This is a genomic window from Arthrobacter sp. NPDC093128, from assembly GCF_040683875.1.
Taxonomy (GTDB): domain Bacteria; phylum Actinomycetota; class Actinomycetes; order Actinomycetales; family Micrococcaceae; genus Arthrobacter.
This window is the reverse complement of the sequence record NZ_JBFBEY010000007.1, coordinates 166,887-188,655: the sequence shown is the minus strand read 5'-3', so window position 1 is coordinate 188,655 and position 21,769 is coordinate 166,887. Positions and strand designations below refer to the sequence as shown.

At 66.3% G+C, this 21,769-nt stretch carries 19 protein-coding genes; 16 read left to right on the top strand and 3 right to left on the bottom strand.

All coding sequences use genetic code 11. The features are described from left to right. The first annotated feature begins 129 nt into the window (after window positions 1-129). From AB0N24_RS10675 to AB0N24_RS10610, 14 genes are all read left to right on the top strand, one after another. Window positions 130-1,596 (top strand): GntP family transporter, encoded by a 1,467-nt coding sequence (locus AB0N24_RS10675; protein WP_364123572.1) that lies wholly within the window; start codon window positions 130-132, stop codon window positions 1,594-1,596. Continuing rightward, the gene (locus tag AB0N24_RS10670; RefSeq protein WP_364123570.1) at window positions 1,596-2,474 is read left to right on the top strand and encodes a class II fructose-bisphosphate aldolase; all 879 of its coding nucleotides are present in this window, start codon (window positions 1,596-1,598) and stop codon (window positions 2,472-2,474) included. The genes AB0N24_RS10675 and AB0N24_RS10670 overlap by 1 nt, the downstream gene beginning before the upstream one ends. 89 nt (window positions 2,475-2,563) lie before the next feature. After that, a complete protein-coding gene (locus AB0N24_RS10665) occupies window positions 2,564-2,956 on the top strand; it encodes a DUF1304 domain-containing protein (RefSeq protein ID WP_364123568.1) in 393 nt (130 codons plus the stop codon). 86 nt (window positions 2,957-3,042) lie between these two features. Continuing rightward, window positions 3,043-4,458 (top strand): acyltransferase, encoded by a 1,416-nt coding sequence (locus AB0N24_RS10660; RefSeq protein WP_364123566.1) that lies wholly within the window; start codon window positions 3,043-3,045, stop codon window positions 4,456-4,458. Then, the gene (locus AB0N24_RS10655; protein ID WP_364123564.1) at window positions 4,455-4,814 is read left to right on the top strand and encodes a GNAT family N-acetyltransferase; all 360 of its coding nucleotides are present in this window, start codon (window positions 4,455-4,457) and stop codon (window positions 4,812-4,814) included. Before AB0N24_RS10660 ends, AB0N24_RS10655 begins: the two co-directional genes overlap by 4 nt. Window positions 4,815-5,109: 295 nt before the next feature. Further along, complete coding sequence (locus tag AB0N24_RS10650; RefSeq protein WP_364123562.1) at window positions 5,110-5,793, top strand: hypothetical protein; 684 nt, start codon at window positions 5,110-5,112, stop codon at window positions 5,791-5,793. A 180-nt stretch (window positions 5,794-5,973) separates the two neighbouring features. Next, entirely contained in the window at window positions 5,974-7,944 is a 1,971-nt protein-coding gene (locus AB0N24_RS10645) for a glycosyltransferase family 2 protein (protein ID WP_364123560.1), read from the top strand. Beyond that, window positions 7,941-8,270 (top strand): STAS domain-containing protein, encoded by a 330-nt coding sequence (locus AB0N24_RS10640; RefSeq protein WP_364123558.1) that lies wholly within the window; start codon window positions 7,941-7,943, stop codon window positions 8,268-8,270. Before AB0N24_RS10645 ends, AB0N24_RS10640 begins: the two co-directional genes overlap by 4 nt. Then, on the top strand, window positions 8,270-8,701 hold the full coding sequence (locus tag AB0N24_RS10635; protein ID WP_364123556.1) for an ATP-binding protein: 432 nt from the start codon (window positions 8,270-8,272) through the stop codon (window positions 8,699-8,701). Before AB0N24_RS10640 ends, AB0N24_RS10635 begins: the two co-directional genes overlap by 1 nt. 185 nt (window positions 8,702-8,886) lie before the next feature. Further along, window positions 8,887-10,470, top strand: coding sequence for a pyridoxal-dependent decarboxylase (locus AB0N24_RS10630; protein ID WP_364123661.1), 1,584 nt, complete (start codon window positions 8,887-8,889; stop codon window positions 10,468-10,470). Beyond that, complete coding sequence (locus AB0N24_RS10625; RefSeq protein ID WP_364123554.1) at window positions 10,467-11,897, top strand: lysine N(6)-hydroxylase/L-ornithine N(5)-oxygenase family protein; 1,431 nt, start codon at window positions 10,467-10,469, stop codon at window positions 11,895-11,897. The genes AB0N24_RS10630 and AB0N24_RS10625 overlap by 4 nt, the downstream gene beginning before the upstream one ends. Beyond that, window positions 11,894-12,457, top strand: a complete 564-nt coding sequence (locus tag AB0N24_RS10620; RefSeq protein ID WP_364123552.1) for a GNAT family N-acetyltransferase — start codon at window positions 11,894-11,896, stop codon at window positions 12,455-12,457. Before AB0N24_RS10625 ends, AB0N24_RS10620 begins: the two co-directional genes overlap by 4 nt. Beyond that, window positions 12,454-14,307: an IucA/IucC family siderophore biosynthesis protein gene (locus AB0N24_RS10615; protein WP_364123550.1), complete on the top strand. Its 1,854-nt coding sequence runs from the start codon at window positions 12,454-12,456 to the stop codon at window positions 14,305-14,307. Before AB0N24_RS10620 ends, AB0N24_RS10615 begins: the two co-directional genes overlap by 4 nt. Window positions 14,308-14,368: 61 nt before the next feature. Beyond that, entirely contained in the window at window positions 14,369-15,145 is a 777-nt protein-coding gene (locus AB0N24_RS10610; protein ID WP_364123548.1) for an SDR family oxidoreductase, read from the top strand. Between the two features lie 11 nt (window positions 15,146-15,156). Here AB0N24_RS10610 and AB0N24_RS10605 read toward each other — a convergent pair whose 3' ends face one another. Together AB0N24_RS10605 and AB0N24_RS10600 are read right to left on the bottom strand one after the other, a co-directional pair. After that, window positions 15,157-16,212 (bottom strand): FUSC family protein, encoded by a 1,056-nt coding sequence (locus AB0N24_RS10605; protein ID WP_364123546.1) that lies wholly within the window; start codon window positions 16,210-16,212, stop codon window positions 15,157-15,159. Between the two features lie 136 nt (window positions 16,213-16,348). After that, entirely contained in the window at window positions 16,349-17,941 is a 1,593-nt protein-coding gene (locus tag AB0N24_RS10600) for an MFS transporter (protein ID WP_364123544.1), read from the bottom strand. A 582-nt stretch (window positions 17,942-18,523) separates the two neighbouring features. Between AB0N24_RS10600 and AB0N24_RS10595 the strand changes: the two genes are divergently transcribed. Both AB0N24_RS10595 and AB0N24_RS10590 read left to right on the top strand, forming a co-directional pair. Then, entirely contained in the window at window positions 18,524-18,745 is a 222-nt protein-coding gene (locus AB0N24_RS10595; protein WP_364123542.1) for a hypothetical protein, read from the top strand. A 74-nt stretch (window positions 18,746-18,819) separates the two neighbouring features. After that, window positions 18,820-19,074, top strand: a complete 255-nt coding sequence (locus AB0N24_RS10590) for a hypothetical protein (protein ID WP_364123540.1) — start codon at window positions 18,820-18,822, stop codon at window positions 19,072-19,074. A 103-nt stretch (window positions 19,075-19,177) separates the two neighbouring features. On the opposite strand, the gene AB0N24_RS10585 is transcribed toward AB0N24_RS10590, so the two are convergent. Then, complete coding sequence (locus tag AB0N24_RS10585) at window positions 19,178-21,769, bottom strand: ATP-dependent DNA ligase (protein ID WP_364123538.1); 2,592 nt, start codon at window positions 21,767-21,769, stop codon at window positions 19,178-19,180.

The window sequence follows — 21,769 nt, the reverse complement described above, 5'->3', positions numbered from 1 at the left end:
GCCATTTGGCGCCATTATCTGGACAAAAACTCCACAACAACTAAAGCCCGACGACGGCGGTCCCCCCTCCGCCGTCGTCGAACCACCCCGTCGGCCAGCCGTGCTGGTCTGTCAAAGGAGACAATCCCAATGAACCCCCTGATCAACTCGTTGATGGTGCGGGCTGCTGACGCCCCCGTCATCAAGCCGGCCGTGGAGCTGGGTACTCCGCTGCTGCTGACCATTGCCGCCGCCGGCGTCGCGCTCCTGCTGGTTATGATCATCCGTTTCAAGATCCAGGCCTTCGTGGCACTGCTGACGGTCAGTATCCTGGTGGCCGTGGCGGCCCAGATCCCGCTCAAGGACGTTTTCACCGTGGTTTCCAACGGCGTGGGCAGCACCATGGGCAAGGTCGCCCTGCTGATCGCCCTCGGCGCCGTCCTGGGCCGGATGATCGAAGTCTCCGGCGGCGTCCAGTCCCTCGCCGACCACTTCACCGCCAAACTGGGCGCCAAGCGTGTGGCCGTCGCCCTCACCGCGGTGGGCTTCCTCGTCGCGATACCGGTGTTCTTCGAGGTGGGCATCATCGTGCTCGTCCCGATCGTCTACGCCTTCTCCAAGATCGCCAACGTCCATCCCGTCAAGTTCGGCCTGCCCATGGCCGGCATCATGCTTGCCATCCACGTGGCCGTACCGCCGCACCCCGGAATCGTTGCCGGCGCCGGCGTTTTTGGCGCCGACATCGGACTGATCGCCCTGATCTCGCTGACCATCTGCGTGCCGCTCGGCTTCCTGTCCTACTGGGTCGCGTCGATCATGAACCGCAAGGACTACGAGCTGCTGCCCGCCGTCAAGGCCCAGGTGGACGAGTTCGGTTCCGCTTCCCTGGTGCACGTGGGCCACGACGGCCCCGGAGCCCAGGCGGTTGCCCCGCCGCGCCCCGGCCTGATCATCTTCCTAATCGCCGCCCCGATTTCCCAGATCCTCCTCGGCACCGTGGGCACGCTGACAATCAGCAAGGACAGCGCCTGGTACGGAGTGGCGGCGTTCGTCGGCAACCCGTTCTTCGCCCTCCTGGTGGCTGTTGCGCTCTCGTTCTTCCTCCTGGCCGTCCGCCGCCAGTGGTCCCTCAAGGAGACCGGGGAAATCTTCGAAGGCGCGCTGCCGCCCATCGCCTCCATCCTGATGGTTGTCGCGGCCGGCGGCGTCTTCGGCGGCGTGCTGCAGGTCTCGGGCATCGGCAAGGCACTCTCCGAAACCCTTGACACGCTGGGTGTGCCGCTGCTGCTGCTCGCCTTCATCATCTCGCTTGCCCTCCGTGCCGCCCAGGGTTCGGCCACGGTGGCCATCGTGACCACCGCTGGCCTGCTCTCCTCCGCCGTCAGCGGCGGCGGTTATACGCCGGCGCAGATCGCCGTGATCGTCATCGCCATCGGCTTCGGTTCCCTGGGCCTCTCCCATGTGACCGACGCAGGCTTCTGGGTGGTGGTGCGCTACTACGGACTCACCGTCGCGGACGGCCTCCGGACCTGGACCGTACTCACCACCATCCTTGGCCTGGCCGGCTTCGCCCTGACCTTCGTGGCCTGGATCCTGGTGGGAGGCCTGAGCGCCTGATGCGTGCCCGACTCGACCACCTGGTAGTTTCCGCCCTCCAGCAGGGTGCAGCCGTCCCGGCCTTCACCTGCTACGACTTCACCACCGCCCTGGCCGTGGTGGAGGCAGCGGAAGAAGCCGGCCGCGGCGCCATCCTGCTGGTGGCACCCAAGACTGCCGCCACCCCCAACGGGCTGCGGCTCGTCACGGCGCTCCGCGGGCTGGCGGACGCCGCCAGCGTCCCTGTCGCGGTGCAGCTGGACCACGCCTCCGATCTGCGGGTGATAGCCGACGCCGTCGCGGCGGGGGCGGATTCGGTCCTCGCGGACGGCTCGTCGTTGCCGTACGAGGAAAACATCGCACTGGTCCGCGAAGCGCGCGCCGTGCTGGCAGCGCAAGGCCATGCCGACGTCGTGATTGAAGCGGAACTGGGCGGCCTGGCCGGTGACGAGGACCGTGCCTTCGGTGCGGACGCCTCCGGCTCGTCGCCCACAGGCGCCGGCACCGCCGGGCTGACTGACTCCGCCCAGGTGGAGGACTTCATCGCCCGCACCGGTGCGCAGCTCCTGGCCGTGGCCGTGGGCAACGTGCACGGCAAGTACAAAGGGGAGCCGCAGCTGCGGTGGGACGTGCTGCAGGACATCGCAGTGCGCACCCACATCCCGCTGGTGCTGCACGGCGCCTCCGGCATCCCGGCTGAGGAACTGGTCAAGGCCGCCGCCATGAACGTGGGCAAGGTGAACTTCAACACCGAACTCCGCACCGGCGTGCTGGCAACGCTGGAAGCGCAAACCGGTTCGTACCGTGCCGACGGTGAAAACCTCCAGGGCTTGCTCGGGACGTGGAACGCCTCCGCCAGGGACTTCGCCGCCGGAGCCCTGTCCACCCTCACGAAATAGGAGTTTTTGTCCACATAACGCGACTTTGAGGGCCGTTAGCTCGCGGTAAGTGGACAAAAACTCCCAACGAGGGAGGCTAGGATCGAGCCATGATCCCGGCCTCCCTCGTTTTCGCGTTCATCGCGGCCCTGCTGCACGTCTACATCTTCACCATGGAGTCCGTCACCTGGACCCGGCCGGCCACCTGGAAGCGCTTCGGCGTCGCCTCGCAGTCCGACGCCGAGACCACCCGGCCGCTCGCCTACAACCAGGGCTTCTACAACCTGTTCCTGGCCCTCGGTGCGCTGATCGGTGCCGGCGCGGTCCTCCTCGGCCAGCCGGCAGTCGGCTGGACCCTCATCTTCAGCTCCTGCGGTTCCATGCTGCTCGCTGCCGCCGTCCTGGCCCTGACCGGGCGGAAGTACCTCCGTGCGGCCGCCACGCAAGGCACGACGCCGCTGCTCGCCGTCGTACTCGGCCTGCTGGGGCTGCTGCTCGCCTGAGCGCCGCCCCGGTTGTGGCCCTTGACGGACGCCCGGCGGACAATGGAAGGTACGCAGAGAATCGATCCGCGTCCGTAGGGAGCGCAATGGGTGTTCCGCAGCAACGACAGCCCCAGCACGCAGGCGCGGTGCCGGACCTGCCCGCACCGGAACGCGACCTGGTGATCGACCTCGCCCGCTTCTTCTGCCTGGCCCTGGTGGTGGTGGGACACACCATGATGGTCAGCCCGGTGCTCCACCCTGACGGCACGGTGACCACCGAAAACACGCTGGCCCTGCAGGGCTGGTTCGAGCCGATCATCTGGATATTCATGGTGATGCCGCTCTTCTTCGTGGCCGGCGGCATCACCGGACTGCAGTCCTGGCGCCGGCTCAGGGCACACGGCGGCACCGGCCTGGAATTCGCCCAGGCCAGGCTGCTGCGCCTCATCCGCCCGGCCGCGGCCCTGCTGGCTGTTATGTTCGCGGGGCTCTGGGCGGCGCGGCTGTTTGGCGTGGAACCCCAGGTGGTGGAGCTGATCGTCACCGGCGCCGGGATGCCGCTCTGGTTCCTCGCCGCGTATCTGGCGGCCCAGCTGAACATCCCTTTGCTGGCTGCGCTCCATGACCGGGCCCCGTGGCTAGCGTTGGCCGGGCTCACCTCGCTGGTGGTGGCAGTGGACTGCTTCCGCGCGGCCCAACCGCTCCTGGCCTACGCCAACATGGTCTTCCTATGGTGCGCCGTCCAGCAGCTGGGATTCATCCTCGCCGACGCCCCGGAACGGAGGCCCGGTGCCTCCGCGCTGGTTGGCATCATCGTCGCGAGCAACCTCCTGCTGGGCCTCGTCACGGGCCTGGGGCTGTACCGGGGCAACATGCTGGTAAACCTGAACCCGCCCACCTTCTGCTTGCTGCTCCTTGGCGTGGCCCAGGCCGCGGCGCTGCAGCTTTCCCGGCCGGTCCTCGCCGGTGTGGCCGCGGCAAGATGGGTGCGGACGGTGGTCGGGCTGGCCGGACGGCGGGCCATGACCGTTTACCTGTGGCACCTGCCGCTGCTGGCAACAATGTCCGGGCTGCTCCTGCTCACCGGCTTCCCCAAACCGGCGGCGGGAACCGCCGGATGGTGGTGGTCGCGGCCTCTGGTCCTGGTCGGCATCATCGTGCTCCTGATGCCGGTGCTGGCCGCCTTCGGGCGGCTCGAAGAACGGCCGACGGCGTCCGCCCACTCCCGCCGTCGGCCCGCCGCCGCCGTGGTGACCGCCGCCGTCGTGGTGTTCATCCCGGTGGCCGACGCAGCGATCAACGGGCTGACGCTTGGACTGCTGGGCGGAGGCGCGGCGTCCTTTGCCCTGGCCGTGCTCCTGTTGGGCCGGATTCCGGTTCGCGGGAAATCGCTGCGTGCCCGCCTGGAGGGCAGGACTGGCGGCGCGACTGCCCGCCCGGAGGGCAGGACCAACGGCGCGCCGGGCGGGGCCGGAGGGCCATTGCCACCGGCGCCTTTAAGTGCCAATGTCGAATCATGACGGAGAACACGGTATCCACTGAAGACACGTTCAGCCCGGACGTCACCACCATCCGGAATGACGCCCTTCATCGCTACGAACTGCGTGTGGGCGGCAAGTTGGCGGTTCAGTCGCGCTTTATGGACAGACCGGGGCACGTGGACTTCATCCACACGGACACCGCGGAGGATTTCAAGGGGCAGGGGCTGGCAAAGGTGCTGGCGCATTTCGCCTTGGACGATGTGGTGTCTTCAGGGAAGCGGATCATTCCGCATTGCCCCTTCATTTACGCCTACCTTAAGAAGCACGACGACGCGTACGAGCAGTTCATTGACTGGCCGGAACAGCCGCCCACGGATGAAGTGACGGCTTCATAAGTAACCGCGTCATAGGCAACCGGCTGGCCTCCGCCGCCAAGTCGAAGCGCGGCCTGGTCGAAGCCGCTGCTAGCCGCCTAGCAGTCGAAGTGGGTGGCGTGTCGCTCGGCGGCGAACGATCCCACCAGCTTTTCCGCCACGTCCCGGAGCTTCTGATGCCGGCCGCAAGGTCGATGGCCGTGCGGTGGCGTCGAAGACGTCCGGGCCGGAGGGGCGGCTTGTGGCGTGGGCAACAATTTCGTATGGTTTAGGTGAGTTATGAAGCTGGCTCTTGGAAGTCTCTGTGGGAGAAGCCTTGAACCATAAACTGCGTGTGCTGGTCCGTGTGGATGTTGATCCCGGACGGGTAACCCTGGAAGTCGCCGGCTGCCTGACCCAAGCCAATTACCCCGTGCTGCTGCACATCATGCGCCGCGCGCGCCGGCTCTCCCCCGAACAGGACATCACGGCAGACCTCCACGGTGCGTCGCATCTGGACCCCGAAGTCCTGATGTACCTGCGCCACATCGCCGGAAGCGCCGCTGCAGCCAACGCAAACCCCGGAGCCGTGGCGGGCGGCTCCGAGGCCTTCCGCCTCAAACTTGCCGAGCCCGCCGAATTGCCCATCTGCCTGGAGCACGCCGGACTGTCAGGCGGTGACGAGGCCGCCCTGGACGGGGAGATCAACGCCCTCCTGGACGGCGAAACCACCCCAGGGCCCGACCCCGACGGCGTCCTGGCAGCCGCCGGGGAGCAACGCACCATCAACGGCCTGGAACTGTCCGAATACCTCGAAGGGAACATGGATCCCGCCTCAACAGTCCGGGCCATGTCAGATGACGCCCTCAGCAAATTGGCCGATGCCCTGTACCGGCATTTGGACACCCGCAATCCGTCGTTCGGCGCCCATACCTGGTACGAACTGGCGGCGGAGGAACTCCATCAGCGGCACCTCACGGAACCTGATGGTCCGTCGCCGGAGGAAGTCGCCGCCAGCTGACGGGCCGCCCCCATTTTCGTCGGACACTTCGCTCCGCCCTTAGCCGTTTTCGCGGCGGGCGGATAAGGTTGGACTGACTCAGGACAGTCCGTCTTTTCCGCTCCGTTGGTCTCACTTTGGAGCCGGATCCCCACCGGCCGGCTGACCGAACCGACCAGGATCCAGGGGGACAGCCGGGCAATGACATCGCGGCAGCTTGCCATTCGGCTGATCGTCCTGGCGACGGCCATCCTGGGCCTGAACTACATCATTTGGCGCTGGATGGCGTCCATCAACTGGGACGCCTGGTGGATCGCGGTACCGCTCGTCCTGGCCGAGACCTACTCCCTGCTGGACTCCTTGTTGTTCGGCGTCACCATGTGGCGTTACAGGCAACGGGACACTCCGCCGGCACCGCCGGCGGGCCTGACGGTGGACGTGTTCATCACTACCTACAACGAGCCCCTGGACCTCGTGATGGGAACGGCGCGGGCGGCGAGGAATATCGCGTACCCGCACAGGACCTGGATCCTGGACGACGGTAACCGGGCCGAACTGCGGGCCATCGCTGAAGCGGAAGGCATCGGCTGGATCACCCGGTCCGAGGACTGGGCCAACCGCCCGCGCCATGCCAAGGCAGGCAACCTCAACAACGCGCTGCTCGCCACCGACGGCGAGTTCATGCTGATCCTGGATGCCGACCAAATACCGGATCCCAGGATCCTTGACCACACCCTCGGTTACTTCAACGACCCCAAGATGGCCTTGGTGCAAACACCCCAGGTGTTCGTGAATGTCCCGCCCCACGATCCGCTGGGCAGCCAGGCGCCACTGTTCTACGGACCGATCCAGCAGGGGAAGGACGGCTGGAACGCCGCCTTCTTCTGCGGTTCGAACGCGATCATCCGCCGGGAAGCCCTGATGCAGCTGGGCGTTATGCGCTACGTTTCGGAAACCGAGCTGGCGCTGAACAAGGCACTCCGGACGGCGGACAAGGTGGTGGCCAAGGCGAGGCGTCAGCTTGGCCCCGGGCAGGAACGGCTGGCGGCCGCCTTGTCCACGGTGGCGGCGGACCTCCGGCAGGTCCGGCGGGAGCTCAGCGAAGGGCAGGCCATCGCCTACGTCACCTACCGCTTCCAGGAACGGGTGGACACAGTGGCACGGAACCTGGTGGCGGAAGACTTCGCGGCGTTGCACGCGGAGCTTAACTCCATTGAGGGGCTGTCCCGGACCATCGACGTGGACGGTTCACTCGCCGTCGTCGACGACGTTGCGCTGGACAGGCTGTCGCAACGTGACTGGTCCCCGCTGGGAGCGGTGGAAACCGTCCGCGTTCTGATCGATTCCGTCAACGCCGAGAAGGCCGGCGAGGCGCAGGCCGTCATGCCGCTCGCCACCATCTCCGTCACCGAGGACATGGCCACGTGCATGCGGCTGCATTCGCTCGGCTGGGAATCTGCCTACCACCACGAGAAGCTGGCTGACGGCCTGGCTCCGGAGGACCTCGATTCGATGCTGACCCAGCGGCTCCGGTGGGCGCAGGGCACCATGCAGGTCATGTTCCGGGAGAACCCGCTGCTGCAAAAAGGGCTGAGCCTGGCCCAGCGGCTGATGTACCTGGCAACCATGTGGAGCTACCTCGCCGGCTTCGCCGCCGTGGCCTACATCGCGGCACCGGTCATCTACCTCATCCTGGGGATCCTGCCCGTGCAGTCGCTGAGCAACGAGTTCTTCCTCCGCCTCATCCCCTTCCTGGTGGTCAACCAGGTCCTGTTCCTCGTGGTGGGACGAGGCGTCAAGACATGGCGCGGCCAGCAGTACTCGCTGGCGCTGTTCCCCACGTGGATCAAGTCGGTTACCTCCGCATTCGGGAACGTGTTCCTGGGCCGGGACCTGGATTTCCGGGTCACACCCAAGACGCTGCAGGCACGCAAACGGCTGCCGTGGCACCTGGTCCGGCCCCAGCTGATGGCCATGGCTGTCCTGGTGCTGGCGGCCGTGGTGGGCGTCATCCGTTTATTGCTGGGCCAGGGGGACCTCCTGGGCAGTTCCGTCAATTTTGTGTGGATAGCCTTTGACCTGCTGATCTTCAGCGTGGTCATCCAGGCCGTTCGCTACCCCGGCTACGATGCCTGGCTGGACAGCACCAAAAAGAAAGAAGGAAATCCGTGATCGAATTCAACAACGAGACCCTGGCCAACGGAGTGGGCGTGATCCGTCCCGTCGGCAGGCTCAACATGGTCTCGGCGCCGCACCTCGGCGCCAACATCGATGCGCTCATCAATGACGGAACGGTCCGGCTGGTGGTGGACCTGGCCGGTACTGATTTCATTGACTCGTCCGGCCTGGGTGCCCTGATTACTGGCCTGAAGAAGACCCGGCAGGCGGGCGGCGACCTTCGGCTGGCCAACCCCACGGCGCAGATCACCGCGGTCCTGGAAATGACCAACCTGAACAAGGTGCTGCAGCCGGTGTCCTCCGTGGACGGGGCCTATTGATGGGCCGCCGGTTCAGCCTGCGTGCCGCGGCCGTTCCCGACAGCCTGGAACTGGTCCATGACCTGCTCGGCGAGCTCTGGGAGGGCGAACCCGGGATCGAACTCATGGACCGCATCAGGTTCGAAACCGCGCTGATTGAGGTGGCATCCAACATCATTGAGCACTCGCGGCCCGCCGGCGACGACTCCGTGCGCTTCGTCCTCACGCTCGAGTGCGAACCGGAGCGGCTCTACGCAGAGTTCACGGACAACGCCAGGCCGGCCGGCATAGACCTGTCCAGGGCCGAACTCCCGGGCGACCTGTCCGCGAGCGGACGCGGGCTGGCCCTCGCCAAGGTGGCACTGGACCAGTTTTCCTATGCCAAGGAGGATGACGGGAACCGGTGGACACTGCTCTGCCGCCGCAAGTCGGAGGCCACCGCCCCCCAGTAGCCGCATATTGTGCCTCAGTCGCCGCCCGGGCGACAGTCAATGACGTTCCTTTGAGCGGCAAGAACCAGGGTTTCCACGAAATAATTAATTAGCTCACAAAAGTTTGACTAAAAGGTTCCCCTAAGTAAGGCTTGCCTTGCTAAGTTAGCGCGCCTCAACCGCCTACCAAAGGAAAACCTGTGACGCTGTTGCCCCGTGTGGATGATGAGATCCTGGACCTGCCTGCCCCGACTGCCGGGCACGATTTCGGCTCCCGGGTGGAACTTGCCCTCTCCGCCACCAACCACCTGTTCAACTCCCGCAACGCACCCCGCTACGTGGCGCAGGTGCTCCAGGGCGTCAACGCCGTGGCCACCAAGCTGGAGCGGACCACCAAGCCGTTCACCGGCGTCGGGCCCGAGGAACTCAAAGCACGCGTCGGCGCGGTTGACCTGGACCGCCCGCTGCCGGACACTGCTGCCGCGCTGGCGGAACTCGAAGAGGTTTATTTGCAGGACGCCGTCTACTTCCACGACGCGAAGTACGCGGCCCACCTGAACTGCCCCGTGGTCATTCCGGCGCTCGTGGGGGAGAGCATCCTCTCCGCGGTGAATTCGTCCATGGACACCTGGGACCAGAGCGCGGGTGCCACCATGATCGAGCGCCGGCTCATCGACTGGACGGCGGAGCGGCTGTCCCTCGGCGACGCGGCGGACGGCGTCTTCACGTCAGGCGGCAGTCAGTCCAACTTCCAGGCGCTGCTCATTGCGCGCAACCACGCGGTGGCCGGGCTACGGAAGCTTCCCGGCAATGAGACCCTCCGGCTGCCCGGGCTGCTGGACAAGCTGCGGATTTTCTCCTCCGAGGACAGCCACTTCAGCATCCGCAAGTCCGCGTCCATGCTGGGCCTGGGTTACGACGCCGTCGTGCCGGTCGCGTACGGGCCGGACCACCGCATGGACCCCACCGCCCTGGCCGCCGCGCTCGCGGAGACCGCCAGCTCCGGGCTTGTCCCCATGGCCGTGGTGGGAACGGCCGGAACAACCGACTTCGGCGCGGTGGACCCGCTCGCCGAACTTGCCGCGCTCGCCAAGGCGTACGGCGCATGGTTCCACGTGGACGCCGCCTACGGCGGCGGGCTGATGGTCTCCGGCCGCTACGGACACCGCCTGGATGGAATCCGGCTGGCCGATTCGGTCACCGTCGATTATCACAAGACGTTCTTCCAGCCCGTGAGCTCCAGTGCCCTGCTGGTGCGGGACACAGCCATGCTGCGGCACGTGACGTACTACGCGGACTACCTGAACCCGGAGAGCGCCGCGCTGGCGGACATCCCCAACCAGGTGGACAAGAGCATCCAGACCACCCGCCGCTTTGATGCCCTCAAGCTCTGGCTCACCCTGCGGATCATGGGAGCGGACGCGGTGGGTGCCCTGCTGGACGAAGCGATCGACCTTGCCGCCCGCACCGGCCAGGCACTGGACGCGGACCCCGACTTTGAGCTCGTTGCCAAACCGCAGCTCAGCACGCTGGTGTTCCGCTACCGCCCGGTCCTGGCGGACGGTACGCGCCTGGACGAGGATGTGGCGGACACCCTCAATCCCGCCATCAGGGCAGCCGTGTTTGCCTCGGGTGCGGCCGTGGTGGCCGGAACCAAGGTCGAGGGCCGGCACTACCTGAAGTTCACGCTGCTGAACGCCGAGGCCACCCCTGAAGACATCAACGCGATCATCAGCATGCTCCGCAGCACCGGCGCAGCCCTGCTTGCCGGACAGGAGGCCGCAGCATGAGCGCCGCCAATTCCAACACCGCTGCAGCCGGCACCGGCACCGCCGGCGCGGGCCGCATTTATGACTTCGCCGGAATCGGCGTCGGGCCCTTCAACCTGGGGCTCGCCGCGCTCACCGAGCCTGTGGACGGTCTGGACGCGGTGTTCCTGGAACGCCGCGACTCATTCGACTGGCACCCTGGGATGATGCTGGAGCCGGCGCACCTGCAGGTCCCCTTTATGGCCGACCTCGTGACGCTCGCGGACCCCACCTCCCCGTACTCGTTCCTTAACTTCCTCAAGCAGACCGGCCGGCTCTACCGCTTCTACATCCGGGAAAACTTCTACCCGCTGCGCGCCGAGTACAACCAGTACTGCCAGTGGGTGGCCGGCCAGCTCGATTCGGTGCGGTTCGGCACGGACGTCCGGGAGATCACGTACGACGACGGCGTGTACACACTGTCCGCTGACGGTCCCGCGGGGCCCGAGGTGCTGCGCGCGCGGCGGCTGGTGCTTGGCACCGGAACGTCGCCGTATATACCGGCGGCCTGTGACGGCATAGTCGACGCGGCGGCCAACGACAGAGGGGGACTTGTCCTCCACAATGCCGATTACCTGTCGAGGAAGGCTGAACTGCAGACGCAGCGGAGCATCACCATCGTGGGCAGCGGCCAGAGCGCCGCTGAAATCTACTACGACCTGCTGCAGGAGATCGACGTCCACGGGTACCAGCTCAACTGGGTCACCCGCTCCGGCCGGTTCTTCCCGCTGGAGTACACCAAGCTCACCCTGGAAATGACGTCGCCGGAATACGTGGACTACTTCCATGGGCTCCCGCAGGAACAGCGCGACGGCCTCATCAAGAGTCAGAAAAACCTCTACAAGGGCATCAACTCCGAGCTCATCGATGCCATCTACGATCTGCTGTACACCAAGAGCCTCTCCGGGATCGTGGACACCCGGCTGCTGACGCACTCGGCGCTCACCGGGGCGTCGTGGGACCCGGCAGCCGGGTCGCACACCCTGGCGCTGCGGCACGAGGAACAGGGCGCTGACTTTTCGCTGGACACCGAAGCCGTGGTGCTTGCCACCGGCTACGGCTACCGCGAGCCGGAATTCCTTGCCGGCGTCCAGGACCGGATCGCACGGGACAGCACCGGCAGGTTCGCCGTCGAACGCAACTACAGCACCGGCGTCGAACCCGGCGAGATCTTCGTCCAGAACGCCGAGCTCCACACCCACGGCTTCGTCACGCCGGACCTGGGCATGGCGTCCTATCGCAACTCGTGCATCCTGCGTGAGATCACCGGGCGCGAGGTCTATCCCGTGGAGCGCAGCATCGCGTTCCAGGAGTTCGGCGTGCAGGAGCAGCCGGAGTTCCCGGCCGGCGTCCCCGAACCCGGCGTCCGCGAAGCGGCTTTCGGTGAATCGGCGGGGGTGCACGCATGAGTTTCACTTTCCGCTGTTTCGACCCGGAGGCCGATGCAGGACTCCTCCACAGCTGGGTGACCCGGCCGTACGCCGCCTTCTGGGGGATGCAGTCCGCCACGGTGGACGACGTTCTGGAGGAATACTCCAAAATCCAGTCCAGCGGGCATCACCACGCGCTGCTGGGGCTCGACGACGGCGTCCCCGCCTTCCTGATGGAGGAGTACCTTCCGGTCCTGTCGCCGCTGGCGGGCCTGTACGCCGTCCAGCCGGGGGACATCGGGATGCACCTCCTCGTCGCCCCGCCGGCCGGCCCGCCGCGGACCGGCTACACCGCGGCCGTGATGGAAACAGTCCTGGATAGGCTCTTCGCCAAGGACAAGGTGGAGCGCGTGGTTGTTGAGCCCGACGCCCGGAACCACAAAATCCATGTCCTCAACGCGCGGCTGGGTTTCCAGCCCGCCGGGGAAGTGACCCTTCCGGACAAGCAGGCGCTCCTCAGCTTCTGCACCCGTGAGGCATTCCACTCGGCCCGTGCAGCCCTACACCCATCCCCGATCCACCAGGGAGCATCGCTATGACCACCGCTGAACTTGAATCCGTCCTGACCGCAGGCAACGCCGCAACCCATCTGACGCCGGAACGCTGGGCGGCCGCCAACCGGCATCTGGTCCGCAAGGCGCTCGCTGAGTTTTCCCACGAGCGGATCCTCAGCCCGGAACGGACCAGCGCAGGGGACCCCTCCGGGAGTACAGGCCACGAATACCGGGTGCTCAGCGATGACGCCTCGGTTGAATACCGGTTCTCGGCCAGGGTCCTGCACCTCGACCACTGGTCCGTCGACGCCGCCTCCATCAGCTGCAGCCGCGGGGGCCAGGACGCGCCGCTGGATGCGCTCCGGTTCATCACCGAATTCCGCGACGCCCTGGGAATCCGGGAGGAAATGCTCCCGGTCTACCTTGAGGAGATCAGCAGCACGCTCTCCAGCCATGCATACAAGCAGTGGATGGGCCAGCCGTCGTCCGCTGAACTGGCAGCCGGCGTGACCCGCGGAGCGGACGTCGCCACGGACTTCCAGACCATTGAACGCAGCATGACCGAGGGCCACCCCTGTTTCGTGGCCAACAACGGCCGGCTGGGTTTCGGCATCAGCGACTACCGTGCGTTTGCTCCGGAAACCGGCGCCCCCGTGCAGCTGGAATGGATCGCGGTCCACCGGACCAAGGCCGTGTTCACTTCCAGCGAGGGCCTGGACTACGCCGCCCACCTTGACGCCGAACTGGGTGCGGGGGCCCTGGCCTACTTCGACGCCGAACTCGGAGCACTCGGCCTCGACCCGGCCCGGTATTTCCTGATGCCGGTGCACCCGTGGCAGTGGGAGAACAAGCTGACGGTGACTTTTGCCGCCGAAATTGCCCAGCAGCATATCGTCCATCTCGGGATCGGGGCGGACAGCTACCAGGCACAGCAGTCCATCCGGACCTTTTTTAACACGGCCGCACCGGAAAGGGCCTACGTGAAGACGGCCATGTCCGTCCTGAACATGGGCTTCATGCGCGGCCTGTCGCCGCAGTACATGAAGGCAACACCGGCCATCAACGACTGGCTCCAGGAACTGATCGTCAGCGACGAGGCCCTGCAGGACCGCGGGCTCGCCATGATCCGCGAAGTGGCCGCCATCGGATACCACAACAGCTATTACGAGGCGGCATCCGCGAAGGGTTCGCCGTACCGCAAGATGCTGTCCGCCCTGTGGAGGGAAAGTCCACTGCCGCTGCTTGAGGACGGACAGCAGCTGGCCACCATGGCCTCGCTCCTGCACGTCGACGCGGCGGGCAAACCCATGGTGTCAGCGCTGATCGAACAGTCCGGCCTGCAGGCCGGGGAATGGCTGCGGCGGTACTTCGAGGCGTACCTCGTCCCGCTGGTGCACTGCCTGTACCGCTACGAGCTGGCGTTCATGCCGCACGGCGAGAACGTGATCCTGGTCCTGGAAAACGGCGTACCGGTCCGGGCGGTCATGAAGGACATCGCCGAGGAAATCGTCGTGATGGGGGACAGGCTTGACCTGCCCGAGGCCGTGTCCCGGATCAAGGTCGACATTCCCGACGGCGAGAAGGTGCTGGCCATCTTCACCGACGTGTTCGACTGCATTTTCCGCTTCCTCGGCGCCCTCCTCGAGGAGGACGGCGTGCTCAGCGGCGACGAATTCTGGCGCATCGCGGCTGCGGCCGTTCACGGCTACCAGGCAGAGCACCCGGAACTGGCGGACCAGTTTGCCCGCCACGACCTGTTCGCGCCGGACTTCCAGTTCTCCTGCCTCAACAGGCTGCAGCTGCGCAACAACCAGCAAATGCTGGACCTCACGGACCCGTCCGGAGGCCTGCAGATGGCCGGCAGGCTGGAGAACCCGCTGGCGAAGTTCGCCTAAGGATGCACGGCCGGCGGGCCCGCCAGCAGCGCGGACGGGCCCGCCCGGCTAGGATCTTGCCATGACGGAACAAATTCCCGGACCCACAGCCCTGATCACCGGCGCCACGGCTGGTCTTGGCGCCGAATTCGCCCGCCAGCTGGCAGAGCAGGGCCACCATCTGGTGCTGGTCGCCCGCGACAGGGATCGGCTGCGGGCCGCCGCGCACGAACTCGAGAACAACTACAGCATCACCGCTGAGGTGCTTTCCGCGGACCTGACGGACGACGCCGGGGTGGCCGCCGTCGTCGAACGCCTGTCCGACGCGTCGCGGCCGGTGGAAATCCTGGTCAACAACGCCGGGATCGGGCTGCTGAAGCCTTTCGACAAAAACACCATGGAGGAGGAAGGCCGGCACCTCCGGCTCCATGTCCAGACCCCCATGGAACTGTGCCACGCGGCCCTGCAGGGGATGCTGGCGCGCCATTCAGGCAGGATCATCAATGTGGCCAGCGTCGCCGCCTTTGCCAACCGGGGGAGCTACTCGGCGGCGAAGGCCTGGCAGGTGACCTTCAGCCGCTGGGCCAACCTGGCCTATGCCGGCAGCGGGGTGAAAGTCACGGCGGTGTGCCCCGGTTTCACCCACACCGAATTCCATGACCGCATGGGCATGGACAAAACGGTGGCCCCGCGCTGGCTGTGGCTGTCCGCCGAACGGGTGGTCCGGGAGGGGCTGGCTGACAATGACCGCGGCCGGGCTGTTTCCATTCCCACGAAGCGGTACAAGATAGTGGCTGGCGTTTCGCGCATCCTGCCGGCGCGGTTCACCTCAGGTCCGGCGAAGAGGCCCGCGAAGTAGGGGACACGGGCTTAGTTAATCCGGCGCCGCCGCCGGACCAGCACAATGACCACAATGCCGACCACCGCTCCGACCACCGTTTCCACGGCCCGTTCCGTGATGAGGACGTACGGATCCGCTGGAGCGGCAAGCTGCGTCATGAGCAGAATCACGGGCGTGAAGGACACCATGGCCAGGCCATAATGCCGGGTCATGAAAAGCTCGGTGGTGAACTGGAAGATGATCACCAGCAACGCCAGCACGGCGGCTTCCGCCCCCGGGAAGACCTGAAGGGGGGCCCACGGGGCCGGCAGAAGCACGACGGCGACCAGTACCAGCCCGAGGAAAGTCCCGATGATGCGGTGGAGTCCGCGGTGCACGCTGCTGGGCAGGTCGGCCCCTGCGAGGGGAACCGCAGCGGCGGCCATGGCCCAGTGCGGGTGGCCGCTGCCGCTCAGGACGCCGATGGCGCCGGCGGCTCCCACCGCCGCGGTGTATCGTGCCGCGTGGATCATGGCAGCCTGCCTGCGCGGCCCGCGCAGGGGTACCGCAGTCCGGACCGCTCCGGGCTGCCACCTGCGGCCGCGGACCCAGCCGCCAAACCCGATAACCAATGAAAACGCAGCGGAGGCGGCGGCGATGAGCAGCGCCGCGAACCAGGGAACCGTCGTGGGGACGGATGCGCAGGCGCCCAGGGCAAGGATGCCGAAGAACGGACCGTTGGGCTTCAGGTTCACCCTGTCGGAGAACACCGAGCCGACGCCGGCCAGTACGGCTTCCACTCCCACCAGCCACCACGAATGGAGGTGGTTGACGGACAGGAAGATGCCTACGCCGACCCCGCTGAGCAGGACGAGTGCGGCCTGCGCCTGGTGGACGAGGCGGAGCTGGTGGGGCTCGGACCGTCCATACATCCCCGTCAGGGCGCCGAAGACGGCGTAGATGATCAGTTCAGGGCGGCCCAGGAAGAGGAGGGCCAATGACGGAACAGCCACACTCACGGCGACGCGAAGCGCCGATAGGTGATCGTTGTTTGCGGGGCCAAGCCGATGCAGGGCGCGGAGATGCCGCATGCCGGCGTCGATCATGCGTTTCTCCCTTCTTCTGTGCTTGCTGCCGTCAAAAAGTCTGCCAGACGCGCGAGAGGCCTGCTTTGCACGCTGTCACAAAGGAACATCGTGCAAGGCAGGCCTCACCGGGCGGGGGTCTGGACTACAAGGTCGGTCAGACCTTGGCCGGAACCTTTTCGGGCTCCGGGGCCTGATCCTCGAAAGGCATGTCATCCAGGTCGATCAGCGGGTTTTCATCCTGGGTGGCCACGAGCTCATGGGCTTCAGCCTTGGTATCCACGCTGGGCATGGAACCCGGCAGCGGACGGTTGGCGGATTCCTTCAGGAAGTAGATCGCGACGGCGCCGACGGCAGAGGTGGCCATCAGGTAGTACGCGGGCATCATGTCATTGCCCGTGGCCGTGATCAGTGCTGCCACGATGAACGGCGTGGTTCCGCCGAAGATTGCCACCGAGAAGTTGTAGGCGATGCCCATGGCACCGTAACGGCTGGCAGTCGGGAACTGTGCCGGCAGGGCCGAGGCCAGGTTCGCCACGTAGAACGTCACCGGGAAAGCAATCAGGGAAAGGCCAGCCAGCGTGGACCAGACTTCACCGACGCCGATCAGGAGGAACGCAGGGGTGGCCAGGACGACAGTGCTGATGGCACCGATCCACAGCACGGGGCGTCGGCCGATCCGGTCGGAGAGCTTGCCGGTCAGCGGGATGCAGAGGCTCATGATGACCAGGACGGGAATGGTCAGCAGCGTGCCGTGCACCTCGTCATAGCCCTTGGACTCCGTCAGGTACGTCGGCATGTAGGAGGTCAGGGCGTAGCCGGCGGTGTTCGCGGCGGCAACCAGGATCATCGCGACGATGAGGGAGCGCCAGTACGCCTTCACGATGCCCACCGGGCCCTTGGAAGCTGCGGTGTCCGAGGCGGTTGCGTCCTTGGCGAGGCTCTCCTGGGCGTCCAGGGTGGCCTGGAACTGCGGGGATTCCTCAATCTTGCTACGGAAGTAGACCGCGATCAGGCCGAGCGGGCCGGCAACCAGGAACGGGATCCTCCAGCCCCACTCCTCCATGGTGCCCTGACCCAGGGTCAGCTGCAGCACGGAGACGAGGGCGGCGCCGAGGGCGAAGCCGAGGTAGCTGCCCATGTCCAGGAAGCTGGCGAAGAAGCCGCGGCGCTTGTCCGGGGCGTATTCGCTCACAAAGGTGGTGGCACCGGCGTACTCGCCGCCGGTGGAGAAACCTTGGACCAGCTTGAGCAGCACCAGCAGGGCCGCGGCCCACATTCCGATCTGCGCATAGCCGGGCAGCAGGCCGACGGCGAAAGTACTGGCGGCCATCAGCATCAGCGTGGCGGCGAGGACCTTCTGGCGTCCGATCTTGTCGCCGAGCCAGCCGAAGATGACTCCGCCCAGCGGACGGGCGATAAAGGTGGCGGCGAAGGTTCCCAGCAGGAACAGGGTCTGCACGGACTTGTCGGCCTCAGGCAGGAACACCGGTCCCATGGTGGTGATCAGGTAGCCGAACACGCCGACGTCGTACCATTCCATGGTGTTACCCACGATGGTTCCGCCGAGTGCTTTCTTAAGCATGGGCTTGTTGACGACGTTGATGTCGGAGACTTTGAGCCTGCGGCGAGGCGACAGCCTCGGCTTCTTGGTGCCTTGGGGCGAAACGCCCCCAGGCAAAATACTGTTGGTCCCGCGGGCGTTGTCCACGCCTGCTGAAGAGTCGGTCATGCTTCGGTCTTTGGGCATTTGGGCTGCTCCTGTGGAGGTCATTTGCTTGCGACTTGTAGCTGCCCCGCTCCGGGCAGGCTTTCAATTTTACGCGATGTCCGTGGTGTTTCCGAGTTCAGTGGCGTATGATCCCGCGTTTCAGGCCCGTATTCGGCTCAAAAGCCGAATTAGTTTTGCGCTGTTTCACCGCGCCAGCACTGGAAATCCGGCGGTGCCGGGCATCGTTACCAAACCTTTTCCGCCGGCAGGCGGTAAAAACGCCAAAATGCGCCGGAATCCGGCCCCTGCACCCGGAGACAGGCCGAGTTCGTGCAGCACAGGAATCCATCCAAAACGGGGGTTTCCAACGGACCGGATCACTGTCTAAGGTTGAGCCATGGGAACACTGAACTTTGGATAGGCCGGCGGCCGTCAGCGGTTGTCCCTGCTGGCCTGTCCCGCCTGCTGTCTTCACCAGCCATCCGCGCTAGTTGAGGCGTACGCCCCGCATTGATCCCTTCTGGCGACCCCCGTCGTCGTGATCTCTCCACCGCGATCTTCCAGCGTGTGCGTCCGCATCTCATCACCGCCACCCGATTCCGTCCCACAAGGAGAGCTTCCATGACCGACAAAACCAACAGCCAGAACGCCGAGCCCGCCACTGACCCCAAGGCTGGGGCGCCGGCGGCCGGGGGCATCAAGTCCAAGCTGACGGAAGCCCAGCGGGAAGTGCTGGCCAGCAAATCCCGTGGAGGCGCCGTGTCGAAGAGCGTTTCGCACGGCCACAAACCCACGCACGCAAGCGGCAAGCAAGGCCCTGCCGAGAAAAAAGTCCGCTGGTAGTTCCTGCAGACACCCAGTTCCTGCAGACCTAGTATTGGTGGACACTTCATTTCAACGCGGAAAGGAAGAGCACAATGGCTGAGAAAAATCCTGGGGGACAGCTCGAGCCGGAACTGGCCAGTCACCTGGCGGAGTCCATGGACGAGGTGCCGGCGCCTGAGCTTGCGGCCTCTGCCGGCCCGGTCAATGGGGGCAGGCCGTGGCCGGACGGCAACGGCAAACGCCGCCATCCCAAAGAACGCGGCACCGCCCACGGACGGATGGGCCATGAGGCAGCAGTCACCGCGGTCCACCGGACCGGCAGGCCGCAGATGCCGCACTCCTCGTAAGACGAACCCGCGGCCGGGCGACACCAATGTAAGGTGTCGCCCGGCTTTTTCGTGCCCGGGAAAGGCCCGGGGACGAGTCCCCAAGGCGGCCCGGGACACTGTGTCAGCCGGACTCCGCCACGACGTCGTCCGCGTTCTTGTCCAGACGCCAGCCCCGCCACACCGGATGCCGCAGCTTCCCGGCCCCGGTCCACTCCCCGAACGTCACCTCGCCCACCAGCCCGGGCGTCACCCAGTGTGCGTCCGAGGCATCGGCGGCGGGTACCTCGGTGAACGGGGAGGTCTTCCTGGACAGGGAATCCATCTGCAGCCGCAGTTCGTTCAACTCACGGTCGCTGAAGCCGCTGCCCACGCGTCCCACGTACCGCAGCTTGCCGCCCTCGGGGATCCCCACCAGCAACGACCCCACGGAGCCTCGCCGTGACCCCTTGCCGGGACGCCAGCCGCCCACCAGCACTTCCTGCGTGCGTTCGAACTTCAGCTTCAGCCAGGACTTGCTGCGCTCGCCGCTGACGTACCGGCCGTCAACGCGCTTGGCCATGATCCCTTCAAGTCCCAGTTCCCTGGCGCTCGCCAGAAGGTCCTCCACCTCGTGGTCGAGCACCTCGGACAGGTGCACCGGGCATCCTGCCGGCCAGCCCAGGTCATCCAGGCGCGCCCGCCGCTTCCGCAACGGCATCCGGCGGAGGTCCTCGCCGCCGTCGGACAACAGGTCGAACACCATCAGCCGGACCGGCGTGGCGGCCCGCGCGTTGGCGACATCGGCTGCCTTGGTCAGCTTCATCCGCGTCTGCAGCAGCCCGAAATCGGGCCGCCCGGAAGGCCCGACGGCGACGATCTCGCCGTCGGCGGTGAAACTCCGCTCCGGCCAGCACTTGCGGTCCGTCAGTTCCGGGTAGCTTGCGGACACGTCGTTCCCGTTGCGGCTGATCAGCCGGATCCTGTCATCATCGGCGATGATGATGGCCCGGATGCCGTCCCACTTCAGTTCGAACTGCCAGTCCAGACCGCGAAGATCGGCAGTCGTCCCGGCGCCGGCGAGCATCGGCGAGAAATCCTGCACGAAAGCCGGGGCCGCAGATGGTGCAGCAGTCTGCGCCGCAGGCCGGGGGGCCGCGGAAGCCTGCTGTGTCCCGTCCTGTTCCTTCGTTGCCGGAGCAGCTTGTTTTGCCGGGGCCCCGTGCCCCTTGCGGTCCATCAGGTGAATGAGCCACTGGGACTGTTCGGTGCCCTGCGGGGCGTCGCTGTCCCGGCTGGTCCGAATCAGCGCAAACCTCTTTGTTCCACCCAGGCCGCCGCCGTCGGCCCCTGTCAGCGTGGCGATGACTTCCTTGCCCGCGATCCATTTATCGCATTCGTAGTAGCCGTGGTCCCAGACGGTGACGGTCCCGGCGCCGTACTGGCCTTTGGGGATGGTGCCTTCGAAGTCGAGGTAATCCATGGGGTGGTCCTCCGTCTGGACCGCCAGGTGGTTCTGCGTCCCGCTCACGGGCACACCCTTCGGAAGCGCCCAGGACACCAGAACGCCGTCCCGCTCCAACCGGAAGTCGAAATGCAGCCGGCTGGCGTGGTGCTCCTGGATCACAAACCGCTCCCTGATGGTGCCGGCGTTCGGGTCCGCCCGGTGCCGGTCCGCGCTGAACGGTTCAGGGGTTCCTTCCGGGTCCCGCATGGAGCGGTACTTCTCCAGCCGTGGATCCGCGTGTCCGCTGTCGGCTGTTCCACCGCCGCCGGACTTGCCGCCGGACGCGCCGCCGGACTTGCTGCCGCCCGCGCCGCCGTCGGAAGGGCCCTGGACGTGGCCGCCGTGGGCGGACACCGCCGCGAAGGGGTCCTTGCCGTCCTTCACGCGCCGCATGACCTCGCGGTAGTCCAGTTGCTTCAGGGCGGGCGAGGCCAGCTCACGCCAGGTCCGCGGGGCCGCCACCGTGGGCTTCAGCCGGCCCCGGAGCGAGTAGGGCACGATGGTGGTCTTGGCGGCATTGTTCTGGCTCCAGTCCACCAGCACCTTGCCGCTGCGCAGCGTCTTCTTCATGTCGCTGACGGCCAGGTCAGGGTGGTCCGCCTCCAGGGCGCGGGCAAGTTCGTGGGCGAAGTCGGAAATCTGGTCCGAGCTCTGCGTGCCGTCGAGGCCGGCGTAGAGGTGGATGCCTTTGCTGCCGCTTGTCACGGGAACGGGATCCAGGCCCACGTCCTTGAGGATGGCGCGTGCAAGCCGGGCCACCTCGACACATTCAGCCAGGCCGGCGCCCTCCCCGGGATCCAGGTCCAGCACCAGCCGGTCGGGAAACATGGGATTCCCGTGCGGATCGACGCGCCATTGCGGGACGTGGATTTCCAGCGATCCCATCTGGGCCAGCCACGTGAGGGTGGCGGCGTCATTGACCAGGGGGTACTGGTTGCTGCGCTCCTTATGGCGGATGGAAGCGCGCGGAATCCAGCCGGGGGTGGAGTCTTCCAGGTTTTTCTGGAAGAACATCTCTCCCGGCGCCTCGGCAGTGCCCACACCGTTGACCCAGCGCTTCCGGGTGGCGGGCCGGTTGGCCGCGGCAGGGATCAGCACCGGGGCCACTGCGGCGTAGTACGCCAGGATGTCCGCCTTGGTGGTGCCCGTCTCCGGATACATGACCTTGTCCAGGTTGGTGACCACCAGTTCGCGGCCCTGGACCCGGACACGTTCCCTACTGCCTGCCAA